Origin of the sequence: Pseudalkalibacillus hwajinpoensis, from assembly GCF_015234585.1 — a bacterium.
Classification (GTDB): Bacteria; Bacillota; Bacilli; order Bacillales; family Guptibacillaceae; genus Guptibacillus; species Guptibacillus hwajinpoensis_B.
In genome coordinates, this window is sequence record NZ_JADFCM010000001.1 from 533,138 (window position 1) to 549,296 (window position 16,159).

The window sequence follows — 16,159 nt, forward strand, 5'->3', positions numbered from 1 at the left end:
TCCAGCTCACTTTTATTTAAGACCTGACATTGTAAATCCTTCCACAATGTATTTCTGAAAGAAAGAGAAGATGACGACGATCGGAACGACCATAATAGCAGCTCCTGCCATTTGGAGGGCGTAGTTATTTGCATATTGTCCCTTCAGTAGTGACAGCCCAACAGAAAGCGTATATAGTCTTTCATCATTTGCGATAATCAACGGCCATAAGAAGCTGTTCCAAGCGCCAATGAATGTTAAGATTCCCTGCACAGCAAAGATTGGTTTTGCGATAGGAATGATAAGTTTAAAGAAAATATAGAACTCACCAGCGCCATCAAGGCGGGCTGCTTCAATTAAATCCGTCGGAATCGTCGTCATGAATTGCCTGAAGAGAAAAATACTAAAGGCGACGGCGAGGCCTGGGAGAATAATTCCGGTCATAGTGTTTGTTAGCCCTATTTCATTTAATAGAAGGTAAACAGGGATCATCGTTACTTGGGCTGGGATCATCATTGTAGCAAGAACGATGTAAAAGATCTTTTCTTTTCCTTTAAAATTAAATTTCGCAAATCCATACCCGGCCATTGCGTTTAATAGAAGACCAAGGAAAGAGAAGAGTACGATAATCAGCGTATTTTTCAAATAAAGCCCAAAGTTTAAGCTTTGAAAAAGGTTTATATAGTTGTCTAACGTTGGATTACTTGGAATGAGCTGTGGCGGTATGTTTAAGACGTCACTTTCTTGCTTGAACGAGCTTGAAAGCATCCAAAGAAAAGGGATGGAGACAACCACGCCTCCTACGATGAGGAGTAACGTCACAAAAGGCTTTTCGATTTTTTGTAAAAAGGATCTTGATTCCATTCTTTTCACTCCGATCCTGTCTATTAATATTCTGTATCCGATTTTCGTACCTTAAATTGAACAAGCGTGACAATGATAATGAAAATAAAAAGAACAAATGAGCCAGCTGCTGCATAGCCAAATTCGCTGAACTGGAAGCCGTTTTTGTAAATAAAGAGCGCCATTGATATGGTTCCATCTAGCGGGCCACCATCGGTCATGACGAACGGCTCTTCGAAAAATTGCATCCAACCTATTAGTGTTGTTACGGTCACAAAGAATGTGGCGTATCGCAGTAAAGGAATGGTGACATTGAATAACACCTGAATCCGATTGGCGCCGTCAATTTGTGCCGCTTCATAATAAGATTTTGGTATGCCTTGAAGAGCGGCAAGAAAGATGATCATGTTAATCCCGATTCCTTTCCAGACGGCAAGAATAATAAGTGATAGTTTTGCAATCGTAGGTTCTGTTAACCATGGAATTGAATCGACAGAGAGCAACGAAAGGATATAGTTAAAGAGCCCGTACTCGGTATTGTAGAGGTAGCCCCATACGACTGCGATCGCAATAATATTAGTAATGGATGGCATGTAATAGACTGCCCGAAAGAACGTAAACAGTTTTGATGTTCCGTAGTTTAATAGAAGGGCGATACCGAGAGAGAAGAAAATGACGAGTGGTACCCCAATTAACACATAGAAAATCGTGTTAAAAACAGATTTATGAAACAGATCGTCTGAGAAAAGATCCACGTAGTTTTCGAATCCAATAAAGCTAATATTTGACCAGTCAGCAAGCCCTTTAAGGTTCAGATCCGTGAAGCTGATAAAAAATGCGATGAGAATCGGAACAATACTGAAGACAATTAATATGAGAACTGCAGGGGCGATGAACATTAGTCCATGTCTTGCTTGAAAGGCATTTCTTAGTATACTGCGCATGTTATCCCACCTATCTGAAGAGCGCTTTTCTTTCGATAAAACGGAGTTCAGACGATATACGCCTGTAACTCCGTCAGTGATTAGTCTTCTAGCATTTCATTTGCTTTTTTGCTAAATTCATCAAGCTCTTTATCTACATTAGCACCGCCAACATTAATTCGTTCAATTGAGGCTAGTAGTTCCTGAGCCATTGCTTCAAATTCCTTCATTTGTGGAGCACCTTCTGTATTCTCAAGCTGCTCACCTAGCGTGGCGTACATTTCGTTATCGCTTAAAGCAGGGTCTTCCCAAGCTTCCACTCGAGATGGAAGAGTGTTCGAAACATCAAGCCATTCCAATTGTGTATCCACATCGTTCATATAGGAAAGATATTTTAGCGCTTCGTCCACGTTTTCAGAGTTATGGAAGATAGAGAAGTTCGATCCTCCGATACTCGATGTATTTGTTTCCTTCTCAGGCATAACGGCTACATCCCATTTGCCTTCAAGATCTGGAGCCTGGTCGTTCAAAATGTTAATCATCCATGGCCCGCTGAAAAACATTGGTTTCTTGTCATCTTTGAAGGCCTGAACAATATCAACGCCTTCAGCTGTTTGACTGAGTCCTTCTTTAAAGTAGCTGTTATAGTACTTCATTGCTTCGCGGAATTCTGGACTGTCGAAGTTTAGATCTTTGTTCTCAACGTCCATCTCGTATCCATTTTGCCATGCAAAAATAAATGGGGTGATTTGATCGTTCATATCAATATCAAGTCCATAGTAGTCGTCTCCACGATCGGAAAGCTTTGTTGCTGCGTCTTTCAGTTCATCCCACGTTGCAGGAGGTTCTTCAAAACCAGCTTCTTTCAATAAATCTGTACGATAATAGAGGACGCGTGTTTCAACGTACCAAGGAACGCCAATGACTTGATCATCGAATGTCATGGAATCAGCAGCACCCTCGAAATAATTTTCTGGCTTAAATTCAGGGTAGTCTTCAAGATAAGGAGAAAGATCAAGTAAAGCACCGGCATCTGCGAATTCAGGTACCCAGGTTGTTCCTAATTGAACAATGTCTGGTCCTTTTTGGGAAGCGACAGCTGTTAGCAGCTTATCATGGGCGTTTTCCCAGGGGATGGCCTGAACCTTTACTTTTATGTCGGGATTTTCTTCCTCGAATTTATCACTGAGATCACTAAGTTTTTTTCCTTCTTCACCCATTGCCCATACCGTAATTTCCTTTTTGCCATCACTTGAACTACTGTCATCGTTTGAACAAGCTCCAAGAACCATTGAAATTGTAAGTAAGAACGTAGCCAATAGTGCTGCGGTTTTCTTCTTCATGCAATCCATCTCCTTTTTCACTCTATTTTCCATGCCTACTAACTTGCGACTGACATACAAACTTTATTGAAACGTTTCGATATTTCGATTATAATCAAATGTGTATCCGCTTTCAACACTTTTGTTAAAATTATTTGAAAACGGTGATTAGAAGCTTTACTAATATGGTTTTATGAAGAAATTTAATGAAATCACTCTTTGACTAATTATTTTAGACATGCTTATAATTCAACTAAGATAAAATTGAAACGTTTCGATAAAAGATGAGGAGGAAAGAAATGAAACCTAATGAATTGAAGAACTTACTTAGTCAAATGACGATACATGAAAAAACAGCTCAGTTGATGCAGCTCGCAACGCCTTTCTTTAAAGGGGCGAAAGAAGCTGGGGAGATAACGGGTCCATTAGAACAACTAAACCTTGATGAAGTACAGGTCCGTCATAGTGGTTCTGTTCTCGGAGCATCCGGAGCGGAAAATATCCGCAATATCCAGAAGACTTATCTTAAAGAAAGTAGACTAGGGATTCCTCTTCTTTTTATGTCTGATATCGTTCATGGCTATAAAACGATTTTTCCGGTTCCACTTGCCATTGGATGCTCATGGGATCTGAACCTTGCAGAAGAAAGCGCAAAAGTGGCAGCTCGGGAAGCGGGCGTTTCGGGCATTCACGTAACCTTTGCTCCGATGGTTGATCTTGTTCGAGACCCAAGGTGGGGACGAGTGATGGAGTCGACTGGAGAAGATCCGCATTTAAATAGTGAATATGCACGGGCTTTTGTGAGAGGTTTTCAGGGAGAAGATTTGAGAAACGATGCTGAACGAGTTGCCGCTTGTGTGAAGCATTTCGCTGCATATGGTGCCGTTGAAGGCGGTCGTGATTATAACTATGTTGATTTATCAGAACGAGAGCTTCGCGAAAATTATTTACCTGCGTACAAAGCTGCCCTTGATGAGGGTTGTGAAATGGTAATGACGGCATTTAATACGGTCGATGGCATCCCGGCAAGTGGGAATAAGCGGTTAATGCGCGATTTATTACGTAAAGAATGGGGGTTTGATGGTGTCGTGATCTCTGACTGGGGGGCCGTGAAGGAGCTCATTCCTCATGGTGTTGCGGAAGATGAGCGAGAAGCTGCATTAAAATCGATTGCTGCAGGAGTGGATATTGAGATGATGACCTCAACTTATGTTCACCACTTACCAGCGCTTGTCAAAGAAGGCGCTATAGATGAAGAGGTCATTGATGAAGCTGTACTTCGAATTCTAGAGCTGAAGGAGAAGCTCGGATTGTTTGAAAATCCATTCAGAGGTGCTGATGTTGAACGGGAAAGAGAAGTTGTTTTATGCAAAGAACATCGGCAAGTGGCAAGAAAGCTTGCTCAGAAATCAAGCGTGCTGTTAAAAAATGATTCTGTGCTTCCTCTAAAGAAAGAGCAGAAAGTAGCGCTTATCGGACCATTTGGAGAAAGTAATGACATTCTTGGCCCGTGGTCTTGGTTAGGATCAGGAGATGAAGCCGTTCTTTTAAAAGAAGGATTGTTATCAAAAATAAACTCTTCTCTTTTGCACGTTGCTAAAGGCTGCGATATCGAAAATGGCTCAAAAGAAACGTTAAAAGAAGCGGTTGAGGTTGCAAAGGATGCAGATGTGATTGTGCTCGCCCTTGGAGAGGATTCAGATATGAGTGGTGAAGCAGGTTGTCGAAGCGATATTCGTCTTCCAAAGGTTCAGCTTGAGCTCATTGCTGAAATGAAGAAGCTGAATAAACCTATCGTTGCTGTGCTCTTTAATGGACGGCCGCTTGATCTTCACGGTGTTGTTGAGGAAGCTGATGCGTTACTTGAGGCGTGGTATCCAGGAACTGAAGGAGGGGCGGCAGTTGCTGATCTTCTTTACGGAGATGCGAATCCTTCTGGACGGTTAGCGATGTCGTTTCCACATTCAGTTGGACAGGTACCTGTTTACTACAATCACTTTAACACGGGACGTCCGAAAGATGCGCCGGATGCGCAAGTTCGCTATGTGTCGCAATATCTTGATATTCCGAATGAACCGGTATTTCCGTTTGGTTTTGGATTAAGCTATACAGACTTTACTTACCGTAATGCGACACTATCCGATTCTATTATGAGTGAAGAAGATTTAGTCGTTCACGTGACTGTTGAAAATGTTGGGTCATATGAAGGTGAGGAAGTCGTTCAGCTATATGTAAGAGATATCGCTGGAGAGGTTGTACGACCAATGAAAGAACTGAAAGATTTTAAGAAAATCACGTTACGACCCGGAGAGACAAAGGAAGTTGTTTTTACAATAACAGAGACGCAACTTCGTTATCATCATAGTGATTTATCTTTTGAAAGCGATCCAGGGAATTATATTGCTTTTGTTGGTTCTAACAGTTATGACGTTCAAGAATTGCCATTTAAATTAGTGAAGTAAAGGAGTGGGGCTCGAGTGATAATGATCGATCGAGGAAAAGCATGTTTACGAGCTGGAGACATGGAAGCCATTTTTCTAAAAAGTGGAGATCTTTATGAATTAACGACGGGAAATATTATGATCAATCAAGTGCTATCGAATGCTATTGATGGTGCATTAAATAATTTATATTTACGAGTGTTTACGAATGAAGAGATTAGCGCATACCCTTTAATCGGAACTAAATCCAATAGTACTTTTCAATTTGGAACGTCTGAGGCAATTTGGAGAGGGAAAGTTGCGGATGTGCACTATACCGTTACTTTTCATCTTACGGAACAGAATCTTTGGTTCTGGAACGTCACGCTTGAAGGAAACGATGTTGAAGTAGACGTTGTATACGGACAGGATCTTGGACTTGCTGAAAAAGGCGGTGTTCGAACAAATGAAGCATACACGTCTCAGTATATGGATCATACCGTTTTTGAAGAGGATGGTTACATCGTTTGTACACGTCAAAATCAACCACAGCAGGGGGGATTTCCTTACCTTCAACAAGGTTCTCTCGGGAATACAAAAGGCTATTCTACAGATGGTTTTCAGTTCTTCGGGTTATCTTATAAGGAAACAAATGAACCAGAAAGGTTGAAGGAAGAGTCGCTAGCAAATGAAATCTATCAATATGAATTCGCCTATACAGCTCTTCAAACAGATCGCGTGAAGTTAAATGGAGAAAAAGAATTCACTTTTTATGGACTATTTCAAAATGATCATCCTCATTCGACTTCAAAGCCTGTTAGTCGAGATAACATTATCGCTTCTTGGGATTCGATTAAATTGGACCCACACCTAGAAAAAGCACAAGAACGAGTGCAGCATCATGTCGGACAGCCTATTCAATCTCTTGATATGACAGAGGAAGATATCATAGAGCTATTCCCTAATCGTCAACAAGAAGAGCGTGAGAATGGGGAGCTACTATCTTTTTTCACCGATACGTATGAGCACGTCGTATTAAAGCAAAAAGAACTTCTAGTCGAACGGCCACATGGGCATATTTTGATGTCTGGGGAAAATGATCGATTGAATCGGAATGTTATTTCGACAACGTCCTATATGTATGGTGTCTTCAATTCCCAAATTTCTTTAGGAAATACATCGTTTCATAAGATGATAAGCAATCAGCGTAATCCCCTTAATGTTCTAAAAACGTCGGGCCAGAGATTGTATGTGGAATACGAAGGAACCTATCGACTTTTAACAATGCCTTCATTATTTGAAATGGGATTTAATTACGCGCGCTGGTATTACAAATTTGAGAACGACACTATTATCATCACAAATTTTACAACCGTTGATTCTCAGCAAGTGCAGTTAGATGTGAGTTCGAAAAGTGGTAAAGAATATCGCTATTTGGTTACGAATCAAATCTCAATGGCTAACCATGAATATGAAGAAGTCTATGATGTGGAGCAGAAAGGTCGTGTTTTAACGTTCCGACCACATAGTTCCGAAAGTACAAAGGTCAATCCTAACCTCACTTATCAGTTATCCGTCTCCGGTACTGATATAGAAGTGGGAGATGAGCGTCTACTCGTTCATCCTATTGAAGAAGGGGATGCTTCGCTTGTTGTGCTTCAAATTCAATCTACACAACAGTTCTCATTACATATACAGGGGACACGTGATGGGGAGTATGCTCTCTCTGAACGAGAAGCAAGTGCTGAAATTAAACGCTACCGGGACTATTTAGGAAAGGTTATGAATCAGTTTCATCTCAGTCATAAAGAAAAGAATGCCGAGTTAGACAGAATGAACGCACTTGCTTGGTGGTACACGCACAATATGCTTGTGCATTATTCTGTTCCAAGAGGTCTTGAGCAATCGATTGGGGCAGCTTGGGGAACACGAGATGTTTGCCAGGGGCCAACTGAATATTTCATGGCGACGCAGAATTATGACTCTGTGAAAGAAATCATTCAAACAGTATACGCTCATCAATATGAAGATGAAGGTAACTGGCCACAGTGGTTTATGTTTGATGAGTATGGGGCTGTTCAGCAGGAGGAAAGTCATGGGGATGTTGTGATTTGGCCGCTAAAAGTCGTCGCTGACTACCTTGCTGTAACAGGTGATCATACGATTTTAGCTATGGAATTACCATATACCCTGCGAGAAGATTTTACATTTAGCGAAAAGAAACATTCATTAAAGGATCATATTAAAAAACAGCTTGAGTATGTGAAACGACATTTTCTCAACGATACCTTCCTTTCTTCTTATGGTGATGGGGATTGGGATGATACCCTTCAGCCTGCGAACGCTCAATTAAAAAAATACATGGTGAGTAGCTGGACGGTTGCGCTGACTTACCAGGCTGTGCGTAAGTTTGCAGATGCACTAGTAGAACCTGAATGGAAAAAGGATCTTCAGGAGCTTGCACTTGGAATTGAACGCGACTATCAGAAATTTCTCCTCGATACAGGAGTTCTTCCAGGGTTTTTGTATATGGAAGATCAAAAGCGTCCTGAAAAGATGCTTCATCCAGAGGATAAGAAGACAGGTATCCATTATCGTTTATTACCGATGATTAGAGGCATGATCAGTGAGCTTTTATCTGCAGAGGAAGCAGGAGATCATTACCAGATTATTAAAGAAAAGCTCGCATGCCCGGATGGTGTTCGATTAATGGATAAGCCTGCGAATTATAAAGGTGGAGTGAGTACTCATTTCAAAAGAGCGGAGCAAGCAGCGAACTTTGGAAGAGAAATTGGACTTCAATATGTTCATGCACATATTCGTTTTATTGAGGCAATGGCGAAACTTGGCCAAAGGGAAGAAGTTTGGAAGGGGCTACAAGTTATTAATCCGGTTGGTATTACGGATGTGGTGTCAAACGCAGAGAAACGACAAAGTAATGCCTACTTCAGTAGTTCAGATGGGAAATTCAATACGCGTTACGAGGCGCAGAATCGGTTTGATGATCTTAAAAGCGGATCAGTTCCGGTGAAAGGCGGTTGGCGGATTTATTCAAGTGGACCAGGAATTTATATGAATCAGCTTGTAACAAATGCACTTGGCATCCGCCAGGAAGAAGGAAACATGGTGCTTGACCCTATCCTTCCTACTAGACTAGATGGCCTTCGATTAGACTATCAGTTCTGGGGGATGGACGTTACTTTTCAGTATCATCTAACAAATGAAGAAAGAAAAGTTCATATAAACGGTGAGCGCGTTGAAACAGCTCTTAGCTCTAATCGTTATCGTGAGGGTGGAATGGTTGTTCGAAAGGCAGTTGCAGAAAAGTATTTGAATAGCGGCATGAACACTATTGAAATTTGGTTATGATGTAACATTTGAGGTAATTGTGGAATAAAATAATGAAACCGGGATATCGATACGTTTCGATATCCCGGTTTATTTTTACCTTATTTAATTGAGAAATTCTCTTTTATTAATAAATCTTCTGGTCTTTCGCCAATGTCATCTTCATGGAAGTAATCCTTAATAATGCCATCTTCCAGGTAGTTTGCGATCGCAACCATAGACATTCCTTGATCAAGCGCGAGGTACGCTTCTGTTACTTCTCCAGTTAGGACATTAACTGAATCATAAAAGCCGTATTTCCCGTAAGTACCAAAGTCTTTAAGTGTTTTTAAGTTCTTGTACACTTCTTTAGGTGCGTACTCTAATGCAAGGAAAGACGCATGTGGTGTTACAATTGCTCCTTCTGCACTATAACCGTCCATACCAAGAGGAGTTGCGCCAAATTCGGAATAGTCGTCAGGAGTTGCGGCAGGAGATAATCCCCATGCAGGATAGCCAAGCTCTTCTTTTGCATATTCGATTTGGATATCAACATGCTTTTGATTATTTAACCCAAGTGCGTTTTGACCAAGTTCCTTTTCTTTCAAGACAAGACCCGGCATTAAGGCTTCAAACATACTACCTCCCCAACTTGGTACATACTTTTGGTCATTGTATGTATAGTGACCTTCAAATACATCAATGCCATCATATGTTTTGGTATATCCTTCTGGTACTTGAGATTGCCAGTCCCAGCTTGCAGGCATTGTCCGATACATTTTCCACCAATGTTCTACAGGAACGTCTCCTTTACCAATCGAGATATAGCTCGCAAGGCGTGGTTCTGTATAAAACGCTCCGTAGTGATGCTCTGTAACGCTTTCAGTTGCTACATCGTACCCTCCGCGCATTTGGCCAACCTCTGAATCGTAGAGCTTAGAATAGTCCATCGCTTCCACTAATTCACTTGTTTGATCATTTAACTCAGGATAAGCTTGTCCGGCTACGATTAAACCTGCGGATAGCCAGCCGTTATCAACGGTTGAGATGAACTCACCCCAGTCGGTCATAAGTGAACCATCCTTAGTGAAGTACCAGTTATAATATAAACCATTCCACGTCTCGAGTTCTTCTAATGTTTGAAGTGTAGTTTGAATCCTGTGGACTGCTTCATCTCTTGAAATTATCCCAATTTCTTGAGCAGATACTGTACTCATGAAATACATGCCGATGTTTGTTGGTGATGTAAAGTCTTGTACTGTCTTTTCACCATTCTTCATTCGAACGGCATCATACGTTAATCCAGTCTTTTCATCCGTGAAATCTTCAAAGTACCGATACGTCTTCTTTGAAATCGCTTTCAATTGTTTGGAAAAGGCATGCTTCTTTCCTTTGGTAGAACTTTCAGCATTAGCGACTGGCAAGGATCCGGTTAAAACAATGGCTGCTACAAGAAAAAACAAAAGAAATTTTCTCATGAATCCACTTCCTTTCAAAATTAGTGAAACGTTTCGATTTTAGTATACATAAGGAACTGAGGATAGTAAACGGATTGAATAAAAAATATCAGAATTTACTAAAAACAGACCGATGGACATGGGAGAAAGGTTGGATAGTAAGGGGAGAGGGGGATTCGACATAAACCGCGGGTGACAGGCACCATCAAAAGCCGATAGGACAACTCCTATCGGCTTCCTTTATACCCGAGTCTTCTCGATATTTCTTTCCCGGCTTGTTTCAGAATGGGTAAATATTCAGCTAAGCGTTCTTCTGACATTTGAGGAACGGTGCCTGTAATGCTGATCGCGTACGTTGCACTTCCGAGATGGTCAAAGATCGGAACAGCGATGCAGCGAATGCCTTCTTCGTGTTCTTCGTCGTCAATAGCGAAGCCATTTTGACGAACTTTTTCTAATTCGTTTTGAAATTCTGTAGCGTCCGTGATGGTCCGATCTGTTAGCTTAAATAACTCTTTAGTTGAAAGGAAATCGTTTAGTTGCTTATCACTCGAATATGCTAAGATCGCTTTCCCTACACCTGTGCAATGAAGCGGAGCTTTTCGCCCAGTACGAGAGTATATCCGAATCGTGGACTGTGTTTCCACTTTATCAAGATAAATGACTTGATGATCTTCTTCGATCATAACAAGGTGAGCGATTTTTGAAGTTCGTTCACTTAATTCTTCAAGAACATTCCGCGCGACTTCTAAAATATTTAACTCATCGACAACCACATGGTACATCTCAATGAATTTCAACCCAAGTCGATAAGATGTTTGATCAGCCGAGCGCTGGATATATTGGTGTGACTCAAGGGTAGAAACAAGTCGATGAATCGTGCTTTTTGCCACATCAAGCTTGTTAGCGAGCTCTGTAATGCCCATTCCTTCTGGTTTTTCTTTCAATAGTTCTAAAATTTGAAGTGATCGATCGACAGACTGAATCATAACATCTTCCTTTCCTAGACCGATCACGACAATCAGAACGATTTAATTCGAATTGACAAGGGCATGTCGGCCTTTTTGTACTTCATCACAATATTGCTTTGCGAGGGATTGTAGTTCGCTGTATCGCTTTTCTGCGATTAAATCTTTTCGTAATAGGGAGCCACCAACACCTACGGCAGCTGCCCCAGCTCGTATATATTCCGCTGTATTTGAAAGACTTACTCCGCCGGTTGGCATCATGTTCACGTGAGCGAGAGGGCCTTTCACATCTTTAATGAAGGTTGGTCCAAGTACGCTTGCAGGGAAAATTTTCACAAGATCTGCCCCAGCTTGTTGGGCTTGCAGTATTTCTGTCGGCGTGAATACACCTGGTATCACAATTTTACCATATCGATTAGCGGTCAAAATGGTTTCTGTATTCATTGTTGGAGAGAAAATGAATTCGGCACCAGCGTGAATCGCCATGTTTGCTGATTGCGCATCAAGAACCGTACCTGCCCCAACAACTGCCTGACCTTTAAATGCAAGATTTGCTTCGCGAATCATATCAAGTGCCCCATCAGAATCAAGTGTGATTTCAATTCCACTAATACCACCATCTACAATTGCTTCAATCACTTGCATCACTTTATCTCGGTCAATTTTTCGAACGACGGCTACAACACCACCGTCCATCATTTTTGTTAAGATCGCCTGTTTCATTCTCCCACTCCTTTTATCTTAATACATCCTGTTTCGTTGCATTTAAAGATTCAATTTCTTGAATCGTTGGAAGCCCTTCAATATCGCCAAATACAGAAACAATGATGGAACCAATTAATGAGCCAAGATCAACAGATTCTTGAAATGTTTTCCCCTTCAGAAGGCCAGAGAGAACTCCTGCAGCAAAACCATCTCCTGCTCCAATGGGATCATTCACTTTAGAGACAGGATAGCTTTTCACAAATCCATTCTCACCATTTGCTGTGGCAAAGGTAGTCCCAATTGCTCCGTTTTTTATCGCGATTTTCTGAACGCCAGAGGCTAGAAAAAATGAAATGATTTCATCAGGATCACTTGTACCTATCAATTGTTCAGCTTCGTCTAGTCCTGGAAGAAGAATATCCGCTTGTCTTGCGAGGTCTAGCAATTTTTCTTGTCCATTTGGAATATTCTTCAGCAGTTTTATTCGAATATTAGGATCAAATGAAACCTTAATTTCATGTTTTTTAGCAAAGTGGAAAACCTCATTCACTAGCTCATAACAAGATTCACTCAACAGAGGAGTAATGCCAGTTAAGTGAACGATTCTCGCCCTTTTTATGTAGTCCCAGTTGATGTCTGCTGTAGTCATAGTGCTTGCAGCGGAACCACTGCGGTAATAGTAAACTTGATTGCGATCTGTTCGCTTTTCTTTAACATATAAGCCCGTTTGTTCTTCAGGGTCCATAAGGACATTCGTTGTATCGACCCCTTCGCCACGAATGGCATTTAATGTAAAATGACCTAATTCTTCATCGCCCAGCTTACTGATCCAGCCTACAGAGTGACCAAGCTTTGAAAGACCGATCGCTACGTTTGATTCAGCCCCGCCGATTCGCTTGTTAAACTGATTCGTATATCGAAGAGGGCCGGTAGAAGCGGCATCAAAAAGAACCATGGTTTCACCGAGTGTGACGACATCCAATTGTGATTGCATAAACTGCCTCCTTCTTGTTCCTTAATAAGGAACGGTGTTCTTCATTATGTTTTCACTTTACTGAATTGTGAAAATGATGTCAATTTAATTATGTGAGAATTTTCAAAAATATAGATCATGAGTATGAATTTTCTGTAAATACATTGCGTGAAAGTCAACTCTTATAAGACAAATATGGTAGGATAACGATATTACGACTTACAAGTATTGGGAAGGAGCGGTACGATGAAATTTGATTACCATACGCACCATGAACGATGTGGTCATGCAGAAGCAGGAATTGAAGATTACATAAAAGCAGCAATCCAAAATGATTTGCAGATGATCGGAATTTCTGATCATTCACCGTTTTTTGCAAGTGAGAAGGATCGAGCGTTGCCTCGCATTGCTATGGCCAAGAGTGAGTTCGCTTCTTATGTAGAAGAAGTGCTCTCGCTTAAGGAAAAGTACCGTGGCAAGATTGACGTTTTGCTTGGTGTTGAATCTGACTTTTTTCGAGACCATTACCCGTTATATAAAAGCATTTATGATCAGTACCCGTTTGACTACATAATTGGCTCTGTTCATTTTAGTAATGGAACTAACATCTTTGATAAAAGTCGATGGGAAAATTTAATTGAAGAAGACATACGCAAAGAAAAAGAGCATTATTACAAGCTAATCGTAGAATCAGCTGAAAGCGGCATCTTCGATATTCTAGCCCATATTGATGCCATGAAGGGATTTTATCCAGACTTCGCAAACGTCCAAACACCTGAAGTCGAAAAAGCATTGAAGCGACTCGGAGAGCTTGAGTCAACGATTGAAATCAACACATCTGGTAAGCATAAAGACTGCGGCGGCTGGTATCCCGCGAATGACATGCTCGAAATGGCCTGCCATTATGGTGTTGGAGTTACTTTCGGATCTGACGCTCATTGGCCTTCACGCGTTGGAGAAGAATTTGAAGAAGTTCGAACAAAGCTGAAGGAGATTGGATTTAAGAATTGGACGGTGTTTCGAGAGAGGAAGAAGGAGTTTGTTGGGATGTGAGGGCGTAGAGGAGTGGCGAAGACAAATGTCTTCCCCACTCTTTTATTTTTACCTTCTCTTTTGTACCGTAACCGCAGTAATGACTAAATAATCTGTCGATTTTAAAATCAAGGGTTGTAAAACGCTTACACCCCCTTTATAATACAACTAAATCGATTTACTAAATCGGTTTAGTAAAATCACTTTAGATGTGGAGAATGATTTATGAGAACTGTAACTATGGCAGACGTTGCAAAAAAAGCACAAGTATCGAAGAGCACCGTTTCGCAATATTTAAACAAACGATATGACTATATGAGTGAAAAAACGAAAGTAAGAATTGAAGAAGCGATTAAAGAGCTTGGTTATCAACCTAACATTGTAGCCAGGAGCTTGAAACAAAAATCTACGAAAACAATTGGAGTCATTGTTGCTAATATTCTCCATACTTTTTCAACAGAAGTGAGTAGAGCAGTAGAAGATTTGTGTCATGAAAAAGGTTTTCATACAATTATTTGTAATGCTGATGATGATCCAGTTAAAGAAAAGCGTTACATTGAAATGCTTCGTGCCAAACAGGTGGACGGATTGATTATCTTTCCAACGGGTAACAACCGTGAACTCTACAAACAAATGTTGGATGAAGAATATCCGCTCGTTTTTCTAGATCGTTTAGTTCCAGATATTCCAGCATCCTCTATAATGCTCAACAATGAAAAAGCTTCCGAATTAGCTGTTGAACATTTTGTTCGTAAAGGGCATAAGCGTATTGCCATTATGACTACATCTTTTATAGATAACATCTCTTCACGGTATGAGAGAGTAGAAGGTTATAAGGAAGCTCTGATTGAACGAAACATTGAATTAAAAGAAGATTATATCCAATGTGTTGATCCAGATTTGATTGCTTCATCACTTGAAAAGATGTTAGCACTTCCTTCACCTCCAGATTGTATTATTGCAGGAAATGATTTTGTACTAAAAGAAGTGCTTCGTTTTGCCAAGCAACAATCTTTGCGCATTCCTGAGGACTTATCTGTTATCGGAATTGATGATGTACCGTATGCGAGTTTCTTTACTCCTCCCATCACGGCAGTTGCGCAGCCTACTTTTAAAATGGGTAAAATGGCAGCCGAGATTTTGTTGGATAAAATTAATAAAACGACAAGAATAAATGATCAGCCAGAGTATCGTTTTGAACCAAAATTGATGATAAGAGAATCAGTTAACTAAATGGAAGGGAGATCGGGCATGAAAAAAGATGTTGTTACGATTGGAGATGCGATGATCACATTTGATCCTTCACATCATGGTCCAATGCGGTATGCTTCCAATTTTGAAAGAAAAGCAGGTGGAGCTGAATTTAATTTCGCTGTTGGATGTGCAAGGCTCGGGTTACAAACAGGATGGATTAGTAGGTTAGGGAATGACGAGTTTGGAAAATATATTCGTAATTTTGCTAGAGGTGAGGGAATCGATGTTTCAGAAGTGCAGTTGCTCGATCGATATTCAACCTCGTTGAATTTCAAGGAGATTAGAGAAGACGGTAATGGTCAAACGTTCTATTATCGTCATCAATCACCTACGGAGGCACTGACAGAGGCTACCCTTGATGAAGCTATGCTGAGACGTTGCAAGGTGTTACATATAACAGGCGTTTTTGCTGCAATTAATCCGGATAAGAATATTTCACTTCTCCAAAAAGCTGCTACGATAGCAAAAGATAACGGAGCGATGGTCACTTTCGACCCTAATATACGATTGAAATTGTGGTCTCCCGAAGAAGCTAAGTACGGCTTAACAGAACTCCTTCCATATGTAGACGTACTGCTTACTGGTGAAGATGAAGCTGAATTACTTTTTGGAGTTCATGACCCTGAACAAATTGCGCAAGCTTGTCAAAGATACGGTATTTCAACAATAGCGATAAAAAAAGGTGAGGATGGAGCAAGTGCTTATAAAAATGGTGAACTTATTCATGCGCCAGCAATACCTCCAAAAAAAGTGGTCGATACGGTAGGAGCAGGAGACGGGTTTGATGCAGGGTTTGTTTATGGATTACTAAATGGCTGGACTCTTGAAAGAACTCTTAAGTTCTCAAATGCAATTGGTTCTATGGTAGTGAGCGTTTATGGAGATAATGAAGGGTTGCCAGAACTAAGTGAAGTTCTTACACAGCTTGGAGAAAGAGAAATTATTGAGAGGTGAGA

General features: G+C 40.8%; 12 protein-coding genes. 5 read left to right on the top strand and 7 right to left on the bottom strand.

The genetic code is table 11. The annotated features are described in order from the left end of the window. Positions 1–12: 12 nt before the first annotated feature. The 3 genes from IQ283_RS02600 to IQ283_RS02610 form a co-directional block, all read right to left on the bottom strand. Positions 13–843 carry a carbohydrate ABC transporter permease gene (locus tag IQ283_RS02600; protein WP_194218598.1) on the bottom strand — a complete coding sequence of 277 codons (831 nt, stop codon included), beginning with the start codon at positions 841–843 and terminating at the stop codon, positions 13–15. Positions 844–866: 23 nt separating this feature from the next. Beyond that, positions 867–1,766 carry a carbohydrate ABC transporter permease gene (locus tag IQ283_RS02605; protein ID WP_242057221.1) on the bottom strand — a complete coding sequence of 300 codons (900 nt, stop codon included), beginning with the start codon at positions 1,764–1,766 and terminating at the stop codon, positions 867–869. Between the two features lie 80 nt (positions 1,767–1,846). Continuing rightward, entirely contained in the window at positions 1,847–3,088 is a 1,242-nt protein-coding gene (locus IQ283_RS02610; RefSeq protein WP_194218599.1) for a sugar ABC transporter substrate-binding protein, read from the bottom strand. Positions 3,089–3,366: 278 nt separating this feature from the next. Here IQ283_RS02610 and bglX point away from each other — a divergent pair, with 278 nt between their 5' ends. Continuing rightward, positions 3,367–5,529, top strand: a complete 2,163-nt coding sequence (gene bglX, locus IQ283_RS02615; RefSeq protein WP_194218600.1) for a beta-glucosidase BglX — start codon at positions 3,367–3,369, stop codon at positions 5,527–5,529. A gap of 21 nt (positions 5,530–5,550) precedes the next feature. Continuing rightward, positions 5,551–8,856, top strand: a complete 3,306-nt coding sequence (locus IQ283_RS02620) for a GH36-type glycosyl hydrolase domain-containing protein (protein ID WP_194218601.1) — start codon at positions 5,551–5,553, stop codon at positions 8,854–8,856. Positions 8,857–8,936: 80 nt separating this feature from the next. Here IQ283_RS02620 and IQ283_RS02625 read toward each other — a convergent pair whose 3' ends face one another. The 4 genes from IQ283_RS02625 to IQ283_RS02640 form a co-directional block, all read right to left on the bottom strand. After that, complete coding sequence (locus tag IQ283_RS02625) at positions 8,937–10,292, bottom strand: glucoamylase family protein (RefSeq protein ID WP_194218602.1); 1,356 nt, start codon at positions 10,290–10,292, stop codon at positions 8,937–8,939. A gap of 206 nt (positions 10,293–10,498) precedes the next feature. Next, a complete protein-coding gene (locus IQ283_RS02630; RefSeq protein WP_194218603.1) occupies positions 10,499–11,260 on the bottom strand; it encodes an IclR family transcriptional regulator in 762 nt (253 codons plus the stop codon). Between the two features lie 42 nt (positions 11,261–11,302). Continuing rightward, entirely contained in the window at positions 11,303–11,962 is a 660-nt protein-coding gene (locus IQ283_RS02635; protein ID WP_194218604.1) for a bifunctional 4-hydroxy-2-oxoglutarate aldolase/2-dehydro-3-deoxy-phosphogluconate aldolase, read from the bottom strand. Positions 11,963–11,975: 13 nt separating this feature from the next. Further along, positions 11,976–12,938 carry a sugar kinase gene (locus IQ283_RS02640; protein WP_194218605.1) on the bottom strand — a complete coding sequence of 321 codons (963 nt, stop codon included), beginning with the start codon at positions 12,936–12,938 and terminating at the stop codon, positions 11,976–11,978. A gap of 225 nt (positions 12,939–13,163) precedes the next feature. On the opposite strand from IQ283_RS02640, the gene IQ283_RS02645 reads away from it, so the two are divergent. From IQ283_RS02645 to IQ283_RS02655, 3 genes are all read left to right on the top strand, one after another. Further along, complete coding sequence (locus IQ283_RS02645; RefSeq protein ID WP_194218606.1) at positions 13,164–13,970, top strand: histidinol-phosphatase; 807 nt, start codon at positions 13,164–13,166, stop codon at positions 13,968–13,970. Between the two features lie 204 nt (positions 13,971–14,174). Next, on the top strand, positions 14,175–15,182 hold the full coding sequence (locus IQ283_RS02650) for a LacI family DNA-binding transcriptional regulator (RefSeq protein WP_194218607.1): 1,008 nt from the start codon (positions 14,175–14,177) through the stop codon (positions 15,180–15,182). Positions 15,183–15,200: 18 nt separating this feature from the next. Continuing rightward, positions 15,201–16,157, top strand: coding sequence for a sugar kinase (locus IQ283_RS02655; protein ID WP_194218608.1), 957 nt, complete (start codon positions 15,201–15,203; stop codon positions 16,155–16,157). The last annotated feature ends 2 nt before the right edge of the window (positions 16,158–16,159 follow it).